This is a genomic window from Virgibacillus flavescens (assembly GCF_050574275.1).
Taxonomy (GTDB): domain Bacteria; phylum Bacillota; class Bacilli; order Bacillales; family Amphibacillaceae; genus Virgibacillus_F; species Virgibacillus_F flavescens.
This window is the reverse complement of sequence record NZ_CP192260.1, coordinates 1492330-1514333: the sequence shown is the minus strand read 5'-3', so window position 1 is coordinate 1514333 and position 22004 is coordinate 1492330. Positions and strand designations below refer to the sequence as shown.

The window sequence follows — 22004 nt, the reverse complement described above, 5'->3', positions numbered from 1 at the left end:
CTAATCTCCTATACTGGCACGTTCACTTCCCGTTGCCGTGTTATTTCCTGCCGGCTCCTGCTTCCATTTGGTAATGGATAATCCGTCCGAAAATGCGTACCCCTGCTTTCCGTTCGCATGAATGCTGAAGTTGTAATTAGCCATGCAGTGGTAAGCATATTGACAATCTCGATCTCTTCGTTTGATAGAATAGTTAAATCAGCGTGTAAAAAATCATATTGCTCCAGCCATTTTTGCATCCTCAGTAACCCTTCTTTGTTCCGTATGACCCCCACTTCACGCATCATTCTTCTCTTTATCTCATCCTTCAGCGGAAGTGTAATTCGCATCGTCTCTTTCTCCATACGCATACTCGGGTCTACTGCCCTAGTTTCCTCTGCCAGTATAGTTTGTGCAGTCAGGTTGCCAAACACGATCCCTTCAAGCAGCGAATTACTGGCAATTCGATTAGCTCCGTGAACACCGGTACACGCCGCTTCCCCGACGGCGTACAGTCCATTTAGTGAAGTTCGGCCGTCCTGATCAGCTTTAATTCCACCGATTAAAAAATGTGCACCGGGTACTACTGGCAATAGGTTTTCGTTCAGCGCTATACTACTTTCCTTGCACAACTTATAGATGGTCGGAAATCTACGCTGAAAATTTTTCACTGGCGATATGTCCAAGTAAACCTGCTTCCCTCTAAGTATATCGCGTAAGATGGTTCGGGCAACGATATCACGTGGAGCAAGATCATTTAGTTCATGAACACCTTCCATTATGAGGTGCCCGTCGCTATTTACTAAAAAAGCACCCTCCCCACGAACTGCTTCTGACACTAGCCCCAGCGTTTTTTTCTCGTTATACAGCAGCGTCGGGTGAAACTGAATAAACTCCATATCTGTTAATTGAACGCCGGCGCGGTACGCCATCGCTATCCCGTCGCCAGTTGCTGTTGCATCATTCGATGAGTACGCATATAGCTCACCGCATCCGCCAGTCGCCATAATTACCGCACTTGCATGATGACTGTACACACGTCCATTTGTATTTTTCACCTCTACACCAATGCAGCGATCCTGGGCAACGATCAAATCAACGACCATTTCGTTCTCTACAATAGTTACCTTGTTCCTAACTTGCTGAAGCATGAAGGTAATTAATGCCTTCCCTGTGGCATCTCCACCGGCATGGAGAATTCGCCGTTTTAAATGTCCACCTTCTCTTCCGAGGTTCCATTCACCATTTTCATTCTTATCAAATTCCAATCCATTCGTTATTAGATCGTACAAATGAGAGGTGCTTTTCTGGATAAGGATGTGCAAATTCGATAAATCACTGTGCATTCCACCAGCTGACTGGGTATCCTGGAAATGATCTTTCCAGTGATCATCAGGGTGCATCGGTGCAGCAATTCCACCCTGGGCGTGAAAAGAATTACTTGCAGTGACATTCGACTTTGTGAAGATAATCACATTTCTATCCATGGCTAATTTATTGGCAGCCGTTAGGGCTGCAATGCCGCTTCCAATTATAATGACATCCTTAAAAGTCATTGAATGATCGCCTCAATTGTATTATGTATATTTATGTGTCTTGACACCTATATTTACACAAGTTTACACTATTGACAAGAGTTTTTTTACAATAATTTTGAGGAGTGCTCCTATGATCTATTTGGATTATGCTGCTACAACGCCAATATCTAAGGAATCGTTAGATATTTTTACGAAAGTATCCACATCTTTTTTTGGAAATCCGAACAGTATGCACGACGAAGGGTCACGTGCCTCTCAACTGCTGGAATCCGCTCGGGATGAACTGGCAGAAATGTTGAACTGCAGCCGAAGTGGTATTTACTTTACAAGCGGTGGCTCTGAATCCAATACCCTTGCTTTAAGTGCTTTAATTGAGGCAAACAAATCGAAGGGTAACCATCTGATTACAACTGTTGCCGAGCATTCTTCTATTCATAATTTTTTTACTCAAATGGAAAAAGCCGGCTATAGCGTTACGTATTTACCACTTGATCAATATGGACAAATCAGGCTGGATGATCTTAAAAGTGCCATCCGGGAAACGACGATACTGGCTTCGATTCATCATGGAAATGGCGAAATAGGAACCGTGCAGCCGATCGACGCAATAGGTGATTTGCTCCATCGGTACCAGGTACTTTTTCATTGCGACACCGTGCAGACGTTTGGAAAACTGCCCATTAACCTAGATAATTCGAAGGTTGATAGTCTTTCGATTTCCAGTCATAAGCTTTACGGACCAAAGGGTGTCGGTGCGGTCTATATTAGACCGGAAGTGAAATGGACCGCTGCCTTTCCAAATACGAGTCAGGAAAAAGGACTTCGGCCAGGTACAGTTAACGTTCCAGGGATCGCAGCCTTTGTTACTTCTGCAAAACTAGCAGCGGATGTTAGAATAGAAGAATATAAGCGGATTGATCAATTGAGGATAGCTTTAATCGATAGACTGAAAAATTTACAGTTGCCCGTCCATGTCGAGGGTCATCCTACTGATTATTTACCACATATACTTGGCATACGGATTGAAGGCATGGAGGGTCAATATGTAATGCTGGAGTGTAATCGTTACGGAATTGCCATTTCTACAGGTAGCGCCTGTCAGGTTGGAAAACAAAATCCCTCAAGAACGATGAAAGCCCTCGGACGTTCAGACTCTGAGTCGAAGCAATTTATACGATTATCGTTTGGCAGACATACAACGGAAGAAGAGTTGACTAAAACAGCGGAAACACTTGAATTAATAACAGATAAATTTCCACATCTAAGGAGGAACTAGAATGGATAGCAGTGCAAAGCTTTCATCTGCGGCGAGACAGGAATTAATTTTAAAAAGCTTAAAGGAAGAATCCAGTCCAATAACCGGAAGTGAATTCGCGGAGAAAGCGAATGTCAGCAGACAGGTGATTGTACAGGATGTCTCCATTTTAAAAGCAAAAAATGAGCCGATTATTGCGACAAGTCAAGGGTACATGTACTTACATAAACCAACGGGTGAGCTGGAACACCAACAAATTATCGCGTGCCGGCATAACCCTGAAAAAACAGAGGAAGAACTAACAATTATCGTCGATCACGGTGTTACGGTAAAGGATGTTACAGTCGAGCATCCTGTTTATGGTGACTTGACTGCTTCGCTTATGATCAGCAACCGCCATGAAGTAGAACAATTTATTAATAAAATCAAAGATACCCAAGCAGTATATCTATCCACGTTAACAGAAGGAATCCATATGCATACCTTGGAAGCAGACAGAAAAGAAAAGATTGAAACAGCCTGCCTGGCCCTGCAAACTGCTGGCATATTATTATAGGATGCCTGAGTAAAAAAACAACAGGAGCACAGACCTTACGAGGTCTGTGCTCCTGTTAAAAATGTTTTCTATTCTGCTGGTGCTACCGATGCCCACTTATAATCGTATTCAGGGCTTGTCGCGTTTAACACAACACCTTGAATTTTAGGTGAGATTAATTGAGCACGTGAGCTTTGGTAAATTGGAGCGATTGCAGCATCTTCAGCCAGAACTTTCGATGCAGCTAAGAATGCCTCAAAACGCTTAACTGGATCTTTGATATATTTTTCGTTAGCGTCTTTGATCAACTTATCATACTCAGGGTTAGAATACCCCATTTTGTTATTTCCGCCATCTGTTACCCATAGATTTAACCATGTATTTGGATCCTGGTAATCAGGGAGCCAGCCAGAAAACTGGATTTGATAATCCATCGTTGAATCAAGTTCTAGCTTTTGCTCAAACGGAACTTGCTTCAACTCAACTGTTAAACCAGGTAGATTCTCTTCCATTTGGCTAGCCAAGTATTCGTTCATTAGTTTGGATGTCGATCCATCTTGACCGAGGAACTCAATTGTAACTTTTGATTTTCCGATTTCTTCTAACCCTTTTTCCCATAGTTCTTTCGCTTCTTCTGCATCAAAAGTTACTAAGTCGCCATTAATTTCACGGAAATCTTTTTCAGTTTCCGGATGTGCAGCGAATTCTTCTGGAATAAATCCGGTTGCAGCAACGGATCCATCGTTTAATACTTCATCAACTAATGCTTCTTTGTTAAATGACTTACTAATTGCTTTACGAATGTTTACGTTCGCAAGTGCGTCGGAAGTAGTCTGGTTAAACTTCAGCCAGAAAAGTGATGATTCAGGTGTTACTTTAAAATCATCGTGTGATGCGTATTGATCAACAATATCTGCAGATAGTCCTGCACGATCCACTTGACCTTTTTCATACAAATCCACCCCTACTTGAGGGTCTTTTACTACATCAAAATTTATTTCCTCTAGTGTCACAGATTCAGCATCCCAATAATCAGGATTTTTCACCATAGACCATTCCTGTGAAGTACTCTTCCAATTTTCAAGCTTGAACGGACCATTTGATAATAATGTTTCGGAACTAGTAGAGAATTTGTCACCATGTTCTTCAGCAAATTTTTTATTTACCGGAAAGAAAGTTGAGAATGCTGCAAGTTCAAGGAAATACGGTGTCGGCTTTTCAAGATTCACAACAAACGTGTAATCTCCATCAGCCTTCACTCCTAGATCTTCAACAGGCAATTCACCTTCATTTACTTTTGTAGCATTTTTGACTACGCCGCCCATCATATAAGGACCATATGCAGACCCAACGTCAGGATCCACTCCACGCTGCCAAGCATAAACAAAGTCATGCGCTGTTACAGGATCTCCATTCGCCCATTTTGCATCTTCACGCAATGTAAATGTCCACGTTAATCCATCTTCACTAACTTTATGATCAGTTGCAATACCTGGAGTCATCTCGCCGTCTTTCTTACGGTACAGACCTTCCATTGTATCGGCGATATAAACTGCTGCGAGTGCATCAGTAGACAGTTGTGGATCCATAGAAGGAATAACATCACCTTCTATTAAATTCAGCACCTGCTTTACCTCTCCGCCTTCTTCTGCAGCCGTATCTTCTCCTTCTGACCCCTCAGAACCAGTTTCGTCGCCGCCCTCATCACCTGAGCATGCCACCATGAAAATACTTAGCAATAAACCTAATGCTAAAAGCAATGAAATCTTTGTCAACTTCATGGCCAATCCCCCTTTTATTTTTTTCTGATTTAAAACTACAATGATTACTATACCATTATTCTGATAATTTTGTATAGCGCATTTTGTTGAATTATCCAAATTTACATAATTCAACAAAAAATTAATCAACACAGAATGCAGGTCCCCCATGACTTAGAAGATGATTTAATCTGCTAGTGAAATATTAAAAAAATTTTACATATTTTTCCTAAATAAAGATACTTAATAGAAACATATTGTATGGAGAGTAGGATAAAACTGAAGTGAATCAAAACAAAGACGAACATTATGAGATAATTTTAATTTGCACTCAGACTTGCGGTATCAATGCGCTGAGGATTCCGGGGGAAATGGTCTTTGCTTTCTAAAGAACTGAATCCTTGCACTAGCGCGCGAGAACGTATTTTGACGGAGTGATGCTTCACAGCAGATGAATTTAAATAATCCGAACGAAATCACAGGATTCGTTCGGATTATACTATCATTAACTATCTAACCTAAGCCCACCACATTTCAGCGGGTTTCTCTGCTATATTAACACTTTTCAAGTTAGCGACTGCTTTGCTGAACCCTTCGTCAATCGACATAATCGGGTCTTCATGTTCAATACTTACTACATAGTCATACCCAAATGTACGCAAAGCGCTTATTATATTTGACCATTCCTGGATACCGTGACCATATCCGACGGAACGAAAACTCCATGCGCGCGTTTGTACTTCACCGTATGGCTGCATGTCGGTCAAGCCATACATATTCACATTTTCCTGATCGATATACGTATCCTTCGCATGGAAATGGTGAATTGCATTTTCTTTTCCTAAAATTTTAATTGCTGCGACTGGATCAATACCCTGCCACCATAAATGGCTTGGGTCAAGGTTTGCACCTATTGCGTCACACGTTGCCTCGCGCAGTTTCAGCATCGTATACGGTGTATGCACAAGGAATCCTGCATGAAGCTCTAGTCCGACCTTCACATTATGATCCTTGGCAAACTGACCTTGTTCCTTCCAATAAGGAATCAGCTTTTGTTCCCATTGCCAATTTAAAATATCCGAGTACTCCGCTGGCCATGGCGTTACCGGCCAGTTTGGATATTTTGCTTCCTCATGGTCACCAGGAGTTCCAGAGAACGTATTGACTACTGGAACATCCATCAATTTTGCTAGTTTTACAGATTTCACAAACGCCTCATGTGACTCGGCAGCAAACTGTTTATCCGGCGATATTGGATTGCCGTGACAGCTAAATGCGCTGATCGTCAGCCCACGAGAGTGAACCTTTTTCAAATACTCGGTACGTTTTTCTTCGCTTTCCAGCAGCTCATCTATATTACAATGTGCAGTTCCTGGGTACCCACCTGTTCCAATTTCGACTGCCTGCAAACCTGAAGCTTTTGCATGGTCTAGCATTTCTTCAAACGACATACCTGAAAATAATACGGAAAACACACCTAATTTCATATGTACCACCTACATCCTTTATACTTTTTAGTCTAACCTAACACTTCTTCCTGTTTCACTGCTCGTATAAATTGCTTCCATTAATTTAGTTACCTGCAGCGCCTGTTCTGGCTTAACGATTAACTCCGCTTCACCCAAACAGCTGGAAACAAAATTTTCTGCCTGCAGCAAGCCGGCATTATCTTCTTTCGCGGAAAACTTTGCCTCTCCACTAAAGAATGTTCCGTATTTAGCCTGATAGAGTTCAAACGGATAAACATTCAGTCCACCATCTACGCCTGAAATACTTAAGTTTGTCGTATCTTCCTTGATATTAGCGGCCCACGAACATTCAAGCATGAGGGAGACCCCGTTTTCAAACGTAATATAACCCGTTACATGATCATCTACGTCAAACGTTTCATGATTGAACGTACCCCATTCGTTTAACTGATTAGGCGTTTTACTCAATCGATTATACGTCGTACCCATTACCTCGACTGGTTTTGGATCACCAAGGAGCCAGATAGCTAAGTCAAGAAAGTGACAGCCCCAGTCAATTAAGCTGCCTCCACCTTGTAAGTCCTTATTGGTAAAGACTCCCCAGCCTGGTACTTTGCGACGTCGCATAGCCTGAACACGCGTTACTAATGGGTCGCCAATTTCCCCATTTAATATTGCCTGTTTCGCAACACGCGCTTCCTGAGTATGACGATAATGATAAGCAATAGATAATTGCGTATTCGTCTTTTGTGACGCTGCAATCATTTCCTCGCAATCTTGCGTAGTGATTGCCATTGGCTTCTCACATAAAACGTGGACACCAGCTTCCAATGCCTGAACGGCAATCTCAGCATGAAACTTATTCGGCGTACAGATTGTTACCGCGTCAACAACTTCAAACAGTTCCGTATACTCCTGGAAAACCTGCGAAATACCAAACCGATTCGCAGCTTCCTGCGCTCGCTCCACATTTAAATCCTGCAGCGCCACAATCTCCACTTTATCCTGCAGCTCTAAATAAGCCGGGATATGTCTGTCCTGTGCAATCCCACCAGCACCAACAATCCCCATTCGCAATTTCACCATTGTAAAACCTCCTTGCGGTACCTGGTACTTTCTCCAGTTTTTCCCATTTTTTATTTCTGTTTGATTTCTTCTAGGGCTTTAGCGTTTCCGTATTGATGTTTGGATGTGTTTGTATTTTTTGCCCATTTCACACCATTTTTAATAACCTGCTGAATTTCCTTATTGTGATAGGTTGGATATGTTTCATGTCCTGGGCGGAAATAAAAGATTTTCCCTCTGCCCCTCGAGAATGTAGCACCGCTTCGGAATACCTCGCCACCTTCAAACCAGCTGACAAACACCAATTGATCTGGTGCTGGAATATCAAAATGCTCGCCGTACATTTCTTCTTTTTCAAGCTCGATGTACTGCCCGATGCCTTCGGTAATCGGATGACTTGGATCCACAACCCACAGACGCTCTTTTTCATCCGCTTCACGCCACTTCAAATCACAGCCTGTACCCATGAGCTTCTTAAATACCTTTGAAAAGTGAGCAGAGTGCAGTACTACAAGTCCCATACCATCCAGGACACGTTCCTTCACAAGCTCCGCAACTTCCTCTGATACTTCTTCGTGTGCAATGTGGCCCCACCAAAGCAGTACATCTGTGTTATCGAGTACTTCCTGTGTTAAGCCATGCTCTGCTTCGTCCAGCGTTGCCGTACGTGTTTCATGACCTTCTTCTTTTAAAAATTCTTCAATTGTTCCGTGAATCCCTGTCGGATAAATGTCTGCAACTACAGGGTTTTTCTTTTCGTGTCTATTTTCATTCCAGATTGTTACGTTCATTTTGCCATCACTCCTACTTCAAATTTAGTAACGCATGTAAGTTATCCCGATTGATTTTCGCGCTCTCCATCGGATCCTGGTCAAAGTCTTCCTGCTCCACGACTAACCAATCCACAAAGCTGCTCTTCGCGACCTTCAGAAATTCTTTCATATTAAGCTTGCCGAACCCAATTTCAGTGCTTCGTCTTTTACCCTCCACTTCAACCATGTCCTTTATATGTAAGGAAACTACGCGATTCTCATATTTTTCGATAATCTTTCCCGGATTGTGACCAGCATAAATCGCCCAGAAACAATCCAGTTCTATTTTAACAAATTCCGGATCGGTATTTTCAAAAATCAAATCAAATCCAGTGGTTTCATTAAGCGCGTCAAACTCAAAATCATGATTGTGGTAACCAAACGTCATGCCATGTTCCTGACAAACCTGTCCGATTCTGTTCAATTCTTCTGCAGTTCGTTTATAACTGTCCTCAGAATCCCGTTTATTCTCAGGAAGGTACGGACAGATAATCAGCTTATTATCAATTTCCTGATTATACGCGATCGTTTCCTTCAATTTGTCACCGTGCAGTACATCAATTGCAGTATGGCTTCCGGCCACGCGAAGCTGCTTTTCGTCTAATACTTGTTTCACCTGACTTGCAGGTGTTTCAAAAAATCCTGCAAATTGCACAGCATCATAGCCGATATCCGCAACGTTGCGCACAGTTCCAAGAAAATTTTGTGCCGCTGCCTCCCGAACAGAATACAACTGTAGTCCAACATTTCCCATAAATCATTCTCCCTCGTTTGGTTAATGAAAAAAATTTACGCTTTAATTTTCCCGACCTGAGTAGTCTGACCATTCTGATGCGATAATGCAGCGGCTTCATTTATGATTGTTAAATTCATGACATCTTCTTTCGTAATCGATGGTTCTTTTCCATTAACTATCTTCCCAACCCATTGTTCCATCGGCATAGGCACTGATTTTTCTTCCGCAAGCGTTACCCAGCTTCCGTCACCACGGTGGATACTTTTCAGCTGGATGTCTCCATCTTTACACATTAAGGTACCTTCTGTGCCGTATAACTCCAATTGAAACGGGCTTCCATAGGACATAAATCCTGTTTCAATTATCCCAAGTGCTCCAGACGCATAATCCACAATCACTGCAGCGCTCTGATCGACTCCTTTTCCTTCATCCATTCTTAATCGTGCGGTTACTGCTTCTGCCTTTCCTGCCAAGCGATTCGTTAAATAAATCGGGTGTGCCCCGAGATCAATTAACGAGCCTCCACCAGTTTCTTCTTTATTAAAGAAGCGGGCAGGCAGCCATCCTTCTGACTCACCAGCCGGAATTACTGCGCCATTATGCGCTAAGCGGCATCGGATCATCGTTAATGTTCCGAGTAAACCTTCCTCCAGAACCTTCTGCGCCTGCAAAAATTCCTGTTCGACAAGCCTTGGCAGCGAAACCATCAGTTCCACATCATTCTGCTTCATAGCCTGGTAGATTTCTTCACAATCCTCAGCAGAGAACGCTAATACTTTTTCGGTAAAAACATGTTTTTTATTATGTGCTGCAGCCAAAATCACCTTTTTATGCAGGTTCGTCGGCGTACTTACTATTACAGCATCAATTTCAGGACTTTTGAGCGCAGTGTCCAGGTCTTTCTCAAATGGAACCCCAAGTTCCTCCGCCCACTTTTCGCCTCGCGCTTTATCTTCGTCCCATACGAACGAAATAGCTAATTTTTCATTTCCCAGCACTTCACGGGCATAATCATCTGCATGAACATGCCATCTGCTTAACAATGCAACGTTTAAAATAGTAATCACCTCTAATTAGTTTAGAAAAACTCAGCAATCGCCTAGTCTTTAATGGCGAATTCCAAAGTTTTTCTTATACCGGCATTTGCTCTAAACCTTTATGCTTAAAACTCAATTTTGGTAGATGAAACGGTCTATGTACTTCGACATAACAGCTGGTTGTTTTCCACTGCGGACCATTGCTTTCCGCGGGCACGGCTTCAGTCTCCTCGAGAAGAGCACTCTGCGGGGCCTTCAGACTCGTGCTGTTCCCGCAGGAGTCAATGGTCCTCCGCTCCAAACAACCGCAATAATTGTGGAAAGTTCGTGTGCTAATCCATAAAAATGATTTCTATCGTTCACCACAGCAGCGGAAAAATGCGGCGACTCAATTGTGAAAGCGAAGTAGCCACTGAAAAAGTGGTGGATTTTAAAAATCTTGACTTTAGCACCTTAACCCAGCATCATCGAATTCACAAGACTCCTGCGGGAACAGCGCGAGCTGAAGATCCCGCAGGAAAGCGCTCTTTGCTTATCCGAGGAAGCTGAAGCCGTGCCCTAAGGTGCGCGAAGTGAAATTCGATGATGCGATCGCAGATCCACTTAATTCGTATTCCATTTACCTTTTTCAGTGGCCAGAGTCGCAGTATCCATCAAATACGACAGAAGTAATTAATAGCATGTGTTAGAAATAGACGTATTTGTATTTCGTGTCAAGTAACATATTTCAAGTCTACAAGAACTAATACTTATGCTTTCTTACCTGTCAAAGTAAACTGCTTTGCCTGTTTTAGCTGATTCATAAATAGCTTCCAGAATTTGGGTGACAACCAGTGCTTCCCGTGGTTTAACCGTTGCATCCGTATCGTTCAGCAAGCTTTCAATCCATAGTCTTGCTTCAAGGTCTGCATCACTTTCTGATTCCCCATCGTAAAACGCAACGCCACTATTATCCAGCTCAACATTGGTTGTATAAAGCTTACCAAACTCTTCACCGTTAATCCGCAAGCCGTCTTTCATATCTGCACCACCAGCAGTTCCACTCAGCGAGCATTTAGCTTCGTCAACTTCCAGTGAGTTAAGCGCCCAGCTTGATTCCAATACGATTGTTGCTCCATTTTCCATCGTAATAAATCCAAATGCTGAATCCTCAACATTAAACTTATCCGGATCCCACGGGCCCCACGCATTAGCGGCATCCTTATGTTTGCCAAGTTTATGGAACGTCGAACCCATAACAGATTTTGGCTTATAATTGTCCATCATCCATAACGTTAAATCGAGTGCGTGTGTACCAATATCAATCAGCGGTCCACCACCCTGCTTCTCTTCGTCTAAAAATACTCCCCAGGTTGGAACGGCACGGCGACGAATCGCATGAGCTTTGGCAAAGTATACTTCGCCTAAATCGCCACGCTGGCAAGCCTTACGCAAATACTGGCTATCCGGTCTGAATCGATTGTTATAGCCGATCGTCAGTTTTTTACCAGTTTCTTCTGCTGCAGCTATCATTTGTTCAGCTTCCTCAGAAGTTTTTGCCATCGGCTTCTCGCACATGACATGTTTGTCTGCACGCATAGCAGCTATCGAGATTTCCGCATGGGAAATATTCGGTGTACACACATGGACCACATCAATCGATTCATCTTTCAGCAATTCTTTATAATCGCTGTAAACCTTCGCACCTTTAGAACCATATTCTTCTTTTGCCACTTCGGCTTTTTGCTCATCGATATCACAGAACGCGACAAGTTCAACCTGCTCAACTTTTTTCAAACTTGGAAGGTGCTTTCCGTTCGCAATCCCTCCACAACCAATAATTGCTACGTTTAATTTTTTCATCTTTATATCCATCCTTTAAAATAATTTAGAAAACTTGGCTTATCGCCAAGCCTTAATGGCGAAAGCCTAAGCTGCACTTATGCAGTATGAAAGGATTTATCCTTTCTTACCTGCTTCGAAATTACATGTACTATTCCTTAACTGAACCTGAAGTTAGACCAGAAACAATCCGTTTTTGGAATAACAGAACCAGAATAACAATTGGAATTGTTACGATAACGGTTGCTGCTGAAATATCTCCCCATGGAATCGAGTACTGACTTTGATAAAGCGAGATCCCGACCGGCACGGTGCGCCATTGATCAGCGGTGTTTATCGTTAATGCAAACAAATATTCATTCCAGGCAGCAATAAATACTAATATACCTGTGGTAAAAATCCCAGGTGCTGCGAGTGGCAGAATAATTTTTCGGAACGTTTGAAACGGGCTTGCACCGTCAAGCTTAGCAGATTCTTCAAGCTCAAACGGGATCTTTTGAAAGAACGTTGACAATATCCAGATGGATAGTGGCAAACTGATTGTTATATACGGAATCACGAGACCAAGAAAGCTGTTACGAAGATCAAGACTTGTTATCAGATTAAACATAGGCGAGATAATCGCAATCTGTGGAAACATGGATGAAGCAAGAACGATTCCCAGTATAAGACCTTTCCCCTTAATTGGAAGTCTTGTAACCGCATACGCGGTAAAAGCTGCAAACATTAACGATAAGACGGTTGTTAACGATGCCACAACGAAACTGTTCAGCATATACCGAAGCAACGGCCGATTGGTTATCGCAGCGGTATACGAATCAAATGACGGGCTAGTCGTAAACCATTTAAACGATGAAAATATCTCACCCGGAGGCTTGATTGATGTTAAGAACACCCAGATAAACGGAAACATAACAAGAAAAACAAAGATAATTAAAAAGATGTAAAATCCAAATCCTGCGCGCTTATTCATTTCATACCCCCCTTATTTCGAACGCCCTGCAAATAACTCCGAGCCGATCAGTTTTACATAGATAAAACTAATCACGGCAACACATAAAAATACGATAACAGACAGTGTTGAACCTTCACCGAAGTTCTGTTGAGCGAATAATGTTTTATACGCGTAAATCGAGATAGATTCTGTTGCGTTGGCTGGTCCACCACCAGTTAATACGTAAATCAGGTCGAACACACGAAAAGCGTCAAGTGTTCGGAACAATAACGCAACCAGAATAGCCGACTTCAGCAACGGTAATGTAATACTCCAGAATTGCTGTATTTTATTTGCACCATCAACGTCAGATGCCTCATACAATGACGCTGGAATAGTTTGCAGACCTGCCAAAAGCAGCAATGCCATGTACGGCGTTGTTTTCCAGATATCTGCTAAAATAACCGAGAACATTCCTCCGTCTGCCGTGGACAAAAGCCACGAAGCATCCGGTATAATATGCAGCACCTCTAAATAGTGGGCGACAATACCAGATTGTCCGTCATACAGAAAGCCCCACATCATTGCAGCAACTGCGGTAGGGATTGCCCATGGAATTAAGACGGACGCCCGGATGATTCCTCGGCCTTTAAATGCACGGTTAATGAGCAGTGCAATCGCCAGACCAAATACTAATTCAAACGCTACCGAAATAATGGTGAAATACGTTGTATTCCAAAGTGACCTCCACATTCGCTGATCCTGAAAATAATTAATGTAATTATCCAGCCCAACAAAATTGGATTTTAATATCGTGTCACTTGTAGAACCAAGTAACCCTGCCGTCTGCTTGAATTGCTCACTTAACGCTTTATCGTCAATCGATTCTGCGATTTGTGTTAAATCTTTCTGATAGGCATCAAGAGCAGCTCGATACGCTACTGCAAATTCATTTTCGATCTCCTGGTACTTTAACTCACTTTTTAAGACAGGTTCATACGCCAGCAGCATTTCATTTATTTTATCTGCTTTTTCCTGAACACCGTCCTCACTGAGCAGTTCACTATGATAGTCCGTTACTCCTTCTTCAATCGCAGTAACTGTTTCCTTTACTTCACCATCATCCGAAGCACTCTTTAAATCTTCCAGTTGATTTTCAATATAAAAATAGTTATCAAGATAGCTTTCAAGATCCATATTAGCCTCTAGTAATCTTTCAGAACGTGCCGGGTCATTTAGTCTGTAATCAAACAAACTGTTCCAAAATGACTGAGCAACCGGCCATAGAATGACGACGAATACTAGAATCAATGAAGGTATAACCATTGCATAACCAAGCTGTTTTTCGTTCAGCTGGAAATTTCGTTTCTTCTTATTACCCATGATTGCCCTCCTCACCTGTAAAATTAGTAATATGTATAGAAAAGCGCAAGCGCCTTGTTCAGACCCGACAAGTTTAAGACGAATCTCTTAGTGATGGTTTGTATCACAAAGAGATTTGACTTAAATCCTCGAGGGGCTAGGCGCTGGAGCTAGACAGACAAAAATCAAAACTTTGTACTACCATTTTGAGAGAAAAGGCAAGATGAGGATTTTTTCCCATCTTGCCTTATTTTCTTATCATCTTGGTTTTATTTTGCTAAAGCTTCTACCATTTTTGACTGCATTTTTTCTGCAGCTTCCTCGGCAGTTTGTTCACCTGCTAAAGCTTTGGAGAGTTCAATTTGCAAAATATCAGAGATCTCTGGGTAAATTGGTGTTACTGGACGAGGTACAGCACTCTCCAAAACCTTTTTAAACTCTGGGTTAGCAAATAATTCACTCGCTTCTTTTACTTCTGGATCATCGTATAAAGATTTGATTGTAGGTGCACGGCCACCATGAATTGCTGTAATTTTTTGTCCCTCAGGGCCCGTCATAAACTTCACGAACTCCCATGCAGCTTCAGGATGCTCAGAATAACGGTTAATCATCGTCATCCATCCACCTAATGCTGAAGCACTGCCTGAATCACCGGCTGGAAGTGTAGTGATTTTTACATTACCAACAACCTTGGAACGGGACTCATCTGCTGCAGATGCCTGCAGGTATGGCCAGTTCCTGGCGAATACCGATTTCCCTTCAATAAAAGCATTTTCTGTTTCCGTTTCTTTAAAGTTCAAAATATTGTCAGGGACAAACTCCGAATTTACGACTTCTTTCATTTTCTTAATTGCTTTAATCGTTTCCGGACTGTTTGCTACTGGTTTGTTGTTCTCATCGATAATCCCCCCGCCATATGCAGCGATGTACTCAATCGCGTTACAAACCAAACCTTCGTACTGTGCAGCCTGCATCAGGTAACCAAATTCAGTTCCCTTCTCACCTTGCAGACTGCTTGCCATTTCAATTAACTCATCCCATGTTTTTGGAGGTTCTTCCACAATATCTGATCTGTAAAAAAGAACTCCGGCGTCTGTATAGTTAGGCATCGCCCATTGTTTACCATTAAAAGTTCCTGAAGATACTGTACCAGGAAAGTATGCTTCCATATCAATGTTATCTTTTTCAATAAAACGATCCAGCTCCAGCGCATAGTCTGCTTGAGCAAACTCTGCTGGCCAAATAACATCGGCGTTAAACACGTCAATCTCTGCGCTTTGTGAACTAAGAGCAGTTACATATTGATCGTGCGTCTGTCCAGTGTCTGCTGGCATCTCTCGAAATTTCACATTTATATTCGGGAATTTTTTCTCAAATGCTTCAATCACAAGATCAATCGCACCTGTAGTATCAACGTTACGTGCATATACAATAGTAACTTCTTCATCAGATGATTTCTCTGCTTCAGAGGATGAATCGTCAGTTGCAGCATCTTTCGATTCATCATTACCTCCAGAATTGCTGCAAGCCGCCAGTATTAGAACCAGCACCGCAATCCACAGAACACCAAATCCTTTTTTCCAAAACTTCAAATCAGTTCCTCCTAGGGGTCTGTAAGTATAGTATTTGACTTATCCGTTTACCGCTTCTTCCATCTTAGTTTGCATGTTCTTTGCAGCTTCTTCAGCAGTTTGCTCGCCAGCTAAAGCTTTTGAAAGTTCGATTTGCAGGATATCAGAGATTTCTGGGTAGATTGGCGTTACTGGACGAGATACAGCACTTTCCAATACTTTAACGAACTCTGGATTTGCAAATAATGGACTAGCTTCTTTTACTTCTGCATCTTCGTATAATGATTTAAGCGTTGGCGCAGATCCACCCTGTGTTGCAGTGATTTTCTGACCTTCAGCACCAGTCATGAATTTAACGAATTCCCATGATGCTTCAGGATGCTCAGAATAACGGTTGATCATCGTCATCCATCCACCTAGCGTTGAAGCACTTCCAGCATCACCTTTAGGTAGTGTAGTGATTTCTACATTACCAACAACTTTTGAACGAGACTCATCAGCAGCAGACGCCTGCATGTAAGGCCAGTTACGTGCAAATACTGATTTCCCTTCGATAAATGCATTTTCCGTTTCTGTTTCCATAAAGTTTAAGATATTGTCAGGTACAAATTCAGATCCTACAATTTCTTGCATTTTTTCAATCGCTTTAATTGTTTCCGGACTGTTTGCTACTACTTCATTGTTCTCATCGATAATTTGTCCACCATAAGATGCGATGAACTCGATAGCGTTACAAACCAATCCTTCATATTGTGCTGCTTGCATTAAGTATCCAAATTCTGTTCCAGCTTCACCTTTCAGGCTGTTTGCTTGTTCGATTAATTCATCCCATGTAGCTGGAGGTGTATCAACGATATCGGAGCGGTAGTACAATACACCAGCATCCGTAAATTTAGGCATTGCCCATTGCTTTCCGTTAAATTTACCTGAAGCAACAGTACCTTCAAAGTAATTATTCATATCAATGCCGTCTTTTTCGATAAAACGATCAAGCTCTAGTGCATAGTCTGCTTGAGCAAACTCAGCAGGCCAGATAACGTCAGCGTCAAAAACATCAATTTCAGCGCTTTGTGCACTGAAAGCGGTTACATATTGGTCATGCTGCGCCCCTGTATCTGCAGGCATTTCACGATATTCTACATTAATGTTTGGATGCGCTTCTTCAAAAGCTGCAACCAGCTTTTCATTGGCACCAGTTGTATCAACACCACGTGCATATACAATTGTTACTTCTTCCTCTTCTGCACCTGCTTCTTCTGTCGTTGTATCATCATTTGACTTGTCCGACTCTTCTTTTGGTTCAGATGAATCTGAGTTACATGCTGCTAAAAAAACTACTAATGCAATAAAGAACAGACTAATTAATCCATGTTTCCAAATCTTCAATTTAACTCCCCCTTATAGTTTTGACCCCACTGTTTTCCGAAAATGAATAATACAATTTTCAAAAAAATGAAATCGATTACATCTCGACTTAATTATACAATAAGTAAATCCCATGTCAATAATAATTTTTAAAATTCTGGTACCTGGTACTTTCTCCTAATTTTTACCAAAATAAAGACCAAGCGTACGTTGTGCTTACGTTTGGTCTTTATTTTAGGGATCTCTTAATTTCTTAAAAATCCGCCTTCAGAATTAATGACCTGGCCGGTAATCCATTCCGCTTCTTCACTTGCCAGAAAGGAGATTAATCGAGCAGCATCATCCGGTTTACCTGACCGGCCCATCCTGAATTTCGCAGATAACTCCTCATGCAAATCTTCCGTCATCCAGCCTGTGTCGGTCGGTCCTGGGTTTACTGCATTTACTGTAATACCAATCGGTGCCACTTCAGCCGATAAGGATAAGGTGAATCCTGAAATAGCAGCTTTTGTTGCACCATACGCTAATTCTTCAAGCATCGGTCCAAGCGCCTGCCCGGACGTCATATTAATAATTCGCCCCGATGATCCTTCTGCCTGCTCAAAACGTCGTGCGAATTCCACACTAAGCAAAAAGGTAGCGCGTATGTTCACTGCATAATGATTATCAAGCATAGTAGCGTCAAGCTTCTTGTAGCCATCCCTCGTCGAAAAGGCAGCATTATTCACCAGAATTGACGGTAAACCTAACCTTGCTTCCACTGCGTTTAATAATTTCGTCGGTGCATCCGATTCAGCTAAATCCAACTCGATACTTGCACAGCGAACACCTGTCTCAAGCATTTCCTTTTGAAAAAGATCGGCCCAACCAGTGTCTGCTTCCCAGTATGTGAAAAATACGGCACAACCATCAGCAGCAAGCCTCCGACACGCAGCTGCGCCAATCCCATACGCATGACTGACTCCCGTTACAACTGCAATTTTTTCCTGCATCTGCATCACCTCTTAAGTGGATTCACGAATTATTAATTCATGATCCAGAATAATACTTTCTACTTTTTTTCCTTTAATTTTATTTATAATCATATTGGCGGAAATACACCCCATCTGATACATGGGCTGTGCAATCGTCGTCAACGTAGGATGTGTCATATTTGAAAAAGCGATTTTATCAAACCCGATCAGCGCAATATCCTGCGGTACCTTCAAACCGGAATTATTAATTTCCTTTAATGCACCAATAGCCAATATATCGGAAACAGCAAAAACTGCTGTTGGCCGTTCCTTCAAATTAAGCAGCACGTTCATAGCTCGCTTACCATCTTCAAAGTCGAGCGAATCTGTATTATAGATCCATTCGTTATTAATGGGTAAACCAAACTCGTGCATTGCTTTTTCGTAACCTCGCCGGCGTTCCCGGGCATAGAGAAATTTTTCATCTGAATTAATCAGCGCAATTTTTTTCTGTCCAATTTTTATTAAATGCTTCACTGCGTGGTAGGCAGCAAGCTCATTGTTAATGGTCACATAGGATATATTTGCATCTTCGTCAAACTCACTGCACTGTACAATTGGATATTGGTTCGAAAGCTCCACCAGCTTTTTTTTGTTCACTGAAGGATCCATGGAGATTATCCCGTCGGCAAGTCGATTTCGAATAAGGTTAAAGTAGATGGCTTCCCGGTCCGGGTTTGAGTCTGTCTCACAAAGGAGGATATTGTAGCCAAGGCCAATAGCTGTATCTTCAATACCATTGATGATATCTGAATAAAAGGGGTTAGAAATGCTAGGGATTAAGACAAGAAGCAGTCTGCTTTCTGAATTCCTTAAGTTTCGGCCCAACACGCTTGGCTCATAATTCAGTTCGTTTATTGCCTTTTCCACTTTCAACCTTGTTTTTTCTGCAACTGTGCTGCTGTTATTGAAAACGCGTGAAACTGTTGCAACGGAAACCCCTGCTCTTTGAGCCACTTCTTGAATGTTCGCCATGAGATCCCCTACTTCCAGCTAAAATTTTATGAAAACGATTACATATTATCTTATATTTACCGTAAATATTTGTCAATAACGCCTTGAAATTTAATTTCAATTAATAACTTTATAATCATTAATTTTTTTCAAAAAAGTCTAATTCACAAAACTATACTTTGGAGGATCGACTGCCTTGCCGTTCTCATTAGAGTTTTGAACCGTTTCCATTGCTTGGATATATTTTCTATAAAAAAAACCAACTGGTCCGTGGCCACTGAAAAAGTGGTGGATTTTAAAAATTTAACGTTTCACCTTAACTTAGCATCTCGAATATACGGAGACTCCTGTGGGAAGTAAGAGGTCGGCGAGACCCCGAAGGACGCCAGTCCGAGGTGGCTCGTCACTCGCCCATGGAAAGCGCAGTATATTCGAAGATGCGTTGGTAGATCCACCTATTTTGTACTATATGTAACTTTTTCAGTGGCCTCACCGGTTTTTTCTTGCTTTTTTAAAGTTTTTTTTACCTAGTGCTTTTTTATCGATGGCGTTACTTAGCTTATCGATCTTCATTTATATTTATCGATGACCAGAATCAGCTTTTCTCGCTTGAAAAAAAATTTATCGATTTCGTAAAAAAAAATATCGATCCCGAGACGAAATTTATCGATATCCAACTCAATCCCTATCTAAATACTCACCTATTAATAAAGCCTACAAAGATACCACAATGATAATCATTGTAATAGAGGGAAATTTTACATTTACACTATCTTAACGCGCAAAAAAAAGCTGGATAGCGTTAACTATCCAGCTTTTTCATATAATTTATATTTACAGACTCTTCAATGCGTCTTCGATTTGTACATCGCCGGAAATCATTTCAAATGCTTTATGGTAAGCATTTGGTTCCTGGATCGCTGCAATCATAGTCTTTGCAACGTCTGCACGTGGTATAGATCCACGTTCAACCGTTTCGCCGACTTGAATTTTACTAGTGCTTGCATCATTAGTCAGGCCACCTGGTCGAACAATTGTGTAATCAAGTTCTGTGCTCTTCAGGTATTCATCTGCTTCTTTTTTCATTTTTAAATAATGATGCATACCTTCGTTGCCTTCTTCAGGCTCGCCAAGTTCGCGGCCAGCGCCAAAGCTGCTTAAGATAACAAATTTCTTGATGCCGAATTTTTCAGTAGACTTCATTAGATTAATTGCACCATCGCGGTCAACTGAAGTTGTTTTATCCGGACCGGTTTTGCTTCCGGATCCTGCTGCAAACATAACAACATCCATTCCTTTCACCGCATGACCAACATCACTTTCAAGGTCAGCAACTACCGGAATTCCACCGAGTTTTTCCATATCAGACTTCTGTTCTTCTTTTCGAACCATTGCATATGCTTCATGTCCGTCTTTTTTCAAATTCTCAATTAGTAAACGTCCTGTTGTTCCATTTGCTCCTGCTACTAATACTTTCATTCTATATCTACTCCTTTGAGATTATTTTCGTATATATAGTGTGTTTCCGTATATCACTAAGTTTAAACGTCTGAAAATAATTGAAGCTATTATACCGGGAATTTCGTATAATAATAGTAGTACATTAACTAACAAGGATGGAAAGACATGAAATGGAATACAATCAATAAACGAGTTCAAGACACATTTACCTATCTTCATGAAAACGCGGAAATCAGCTGGGAAGAAATAAACACCACTACCTACATTGCGCATTTATTGAAAGAAAGCGGCTGCAAAGTAACGACATTCGACGACTGTACAGGTGTTATTGGCGAGTTTGGCCATTTCACAAAAGGTCTCCCTGTCGTTGCCATTCGCGCAGATATGGACGCGCTCTGGCAAGAGGTCAACGGCGTATTTCAGGCGAATCACTCGTGCGGCCATGACGCTCATATGTCGATGGTCCTCGGTTTGCTATGGGCGCTGCACGCTAACCCGGAACTTCACGATCAGGTAGCAGTTAAATTTATTTTTCAGCCTGCTGAAGAAAAAAGCTCTGGTGCATTGAAAATGGTGGAAAAAGGCGTAATCGATGACGTGGACTATCTGTTCGGGATTCATTTGCGACCTGCTCAGGAAACGCAAATGGGCTACGCGACCCCTGTTATCGTTCACGGCGCAACGCGTAAATACCGCGCTACCATTAAAGGGCATGACGCACATGGCGCTCGCCCGCATCTGAATCACAATGCAATCGAAATTGGCGCTCAATTAGTGAACATGATGAACAAGATTCATCTTGATCCGCGAATTCCTCATACGGTGAAAATGACTTCCTTTCATGCTGGAGGGAAGAGTATTAATATCATTCCGGGAAGTGCTGCATTTTCTCTGGACATGCGTGCCCAGACCAACGATTTAATTGATTTGCTGGAAAAAAAGGTACAGGGAATCTTTAATGCGATTAGTGAGTTATATGATATTTCGATTGCTGTTGATGAAGTCAGTGGAGTCGTCGCTGCAAAAACGAATAAAGAAGCAATTGGAATTGTAAAGCATGCCATTACCGATACACTTGGCGCCGGAAAGGTTTCTCCTCCACTCGTGACACCTGGCGGAGATGACTTCCATTTTTATACAATGAAAAAACCATCGCTGAAAGCAACGATGGTTGGCCTTGGATGCAACCTTAAACCTGGTCTGCATCATCCGGCGATGACATTTAATAAAACTGCCATGCTGACTGGCGTTAAAGTGCTGTACCAGTCCGTATTAAAAACATATGGAATTAAGTAGCGTGGAAGTTTCACGCTGCTTTTTTTATTCGACAAAAACCG

The 22004-nt window shown here is 41.9% G+C and carries 18 protein-coding genes; 3 read left to right on the top strand and 15 right to left on the bottom strand.

Features of this window, described 5'->3' with window-relative positions; all coding sequences use genetic code 11:
- Positions 1–8: 8 nt before the first annotated feature.
- A complete protein-coding gene (gene nadB, locus VBD025_RS07185; protein ID WP_430790712.1) occupies positions 9–1535 on the bottom strand; it encodes an L-aspartate oxidase in 1527 nt (508 codons plus the stop codon).
- 112 nt (positions 1536–1647) lie between these two features.
- Between nadB and VBD025_RS07180 the strand changes: the two genes are divergently transcribed.
- Both VBD025_RS07180 and VBD025_RS07175 read left to right on the top strand, forming a co-directional pair.
- Positions 1648–2793 carry an IscS subfamily cysteine desulfurase gene (locus VBD025_RS07180; RefSeq protein WP_430790710.1) on the top strand — a complete coding sequence of 382 codons (1146 nt, stop codon included), beginning with the start codon at positions 1648–1650 and terminating at the stop codon, positions 2791–2793.
- Between the two features lies 1 nt (position 2794).
- The gene (locus VBD025_RS07175) at positions 2795–3328 is read left to right on the top strand and encodes a transcription repressor NadR (RefSeq protein ID WP_430790708.1); all 534 of its coding nucleotides are present in this window, start codon (positions 2795–2797) and stop codon (positions 3326–3328) included.
- Positions 3329–3396: 68 nt separating this feature from the next.
- Here VBD025_RS07175 and VBD025_RS07170 read toward each other — a convergent pair whose 3' ends face one another.
- The 14 genes from VBD025_RS07170 to VBD025_RS07105 all read right to left on the bottom strand — a co-directional run bounded on the left by VBD025_RS07170 (position 3397) and on the right by VBD025_RS07105 (position 20685).
- Positions 3397–5088 carry a peptide ABC transporter substrate-binding protein gene (locus tag VBD025_RS07170; RefSeq protein ID WP_430790706.1) on the bottom strand — a complete coding sequence of 564 codons (1692 nt, stop codon included), beginning with the start codon at positions 5086–5088 and terminating at the stop codon, positions 3397–3399.
- A 497-nt stretch (positions 5089–5585) separates the two neighbouring features.
- Positions 5586–6554, bottom strand: a complete 969-nt coding sequence (locus VBD025_RS07165; RefSeq protein ID WP_430790704.1) for a sugar phosphate isomerase/epimerase family protein — start codon at positions 6552–6554, stop codon at positions 5586–5588.
- Between the two features lie 27 nt (positions 6555–6581).
- Positions 6582–7622, bottom strand: a complete 1041-nt coding sequence (locus VBD025_RS07160) for a Gfo/Idh/MocA family protein (protein ID WP_430790702.1) — start codon at positions 7620–7622, stop codon at positions 6582–6584.
- A 50-nt stretch (positions 7623–7672) separates the two neighbouring features.
- Positions 7673–8392, bottom strand: a complete 720-nt coding sequence (locus VBD025_RS07155) for a ThuA domain-containing protein (protein WP_430790700.1) — start codon at positions 8390–8392, stop codon at positions 7673–7675.
- Positions 8393–8405: 13 nt separating this feature from the next.
- The gene (locus VBD025_RS07150; protein ID WP_430790698.1) at positions 8406–9167 is read right to left on the bottom strand and encodes a sugar phosphate isomerase/epimerase family protein; all 762 of its coding nucleotides are present in this window, start codon (positions 9165–9167) and stop codon (positions 8406–8408) included.
- A 35-nt stretch (positions 9168–9202) separates the two neighbouring features.
- Positions 9203–10216, bottom strand: a complete 1014-nt coding sequence (locus tag VBD025_RS07145; RefSeq protein WP_430790696.1) for a Gfo/Idh/MocA family protein — start codon at positions 10214–10216, stop codon at positions 9203–9205.
- A 729-nt stretch (positions 10217–10945) separates the two neighbouring features.
- Entirely contained in the window at positions 10946–12028 is a 1083-nt protein-coding gene (locus VBD025_RS07140) for a Gfo/Idh/MocA family protein (protein ID WP_430790694.1), read from the bottom strand.
- A 130-nt stretch (positions 12029–12158) separates the two neighbouring features.
- Positions 12159–12980, bottom strand: coding sequence for a carbohydrate ABC transporter permease (locus VBD025_RS07135; protein ID WP_430790692.1), 822 nt, complete (start codon positions 12978–12980; stop codon positions 12159–12161).
- A 12-nt stretch (positions 12981–12992) separates the two neighbouring features.
- Positions 12993–14324, bottom strand: a complete 1332-nt coding sequence (locus VBD025_RS07130) for a carbohydrate ABC transporter permease (RefSeq protein WP_430790690.1) — start codon at positions 14322–14324, stop codon at positions 12993–12995.
- 248 nt (positions 14325–14572) lie between these two features.
- Entirely contained in the window at positions 14573–15895 is a 1323-nt protein-coding gene (locus tag VBD025_RS07125; protein ID WP_430790688.1) for an ABC transporter substrate-binding protein, read from the bottom strand.
- A gap of 39 nt (positions 15896–15934) precedes the next feature.
- A complete protein-coding gene (locus tag VBD025_RS07120; protein ID WP_430790686.1) occupies positions 15935–17260 on the bottom strand; it encodes an ABC transporter substrate-binding protein in 1326 nt (441 codons plus the stop codon).
- Between the two features lie 224 nt (positions 17261–17484).
- Entirely contained in the window at positions 17485–18240 is a 756-nt protein-coding gene (locus VBD025_RS07115) for an SDR family oxidoreductase (protein WP_430790684.1), read from the bottom strand.
- Positions 18241–18243: 3 nt separating this feature from the next.
- Complete coding sequence (locus VBD025_RS07110) at positions 18244–19227, bottom strand: LacI family DNA-binding transcriptional regulator (RefSeq protein ID WP_430790682.1); 984 nt, start codon at positions 19225–19227, stop codon at positions 18244–18246.
- 813 nt (positions 19228–20040) lie between these two features.
- Positions 20041–20685: an SDR family oxidoreductase gene (locus tag VBD025_RS07105; RefSeq protein ID WP_430790680.1), complete on the bottom strand. Its 645-nt coding sequence runs from the start codon at positions 20683–20685 to the stop codon at positions 20041–20043.
- Positions 20686–20832: 147 nt separating this feature from the next.
- On the opposite strand from VBD025_RS07105, the gene VBD025_RS07100 reads away from it, so the two are divergent.
- On the top strand, positions 20833–21963 hold the full coding sequence (locus VBD025_RS07100; protein WP_430790678.1) for a M20 peptidase aminoacylase family protein: 1131 nt from the start codon (positions 20833–20835) through the stop codon (positions 21961–21963).
- Positions 21964–22004 lie beyond the last annotated feature (41 nt).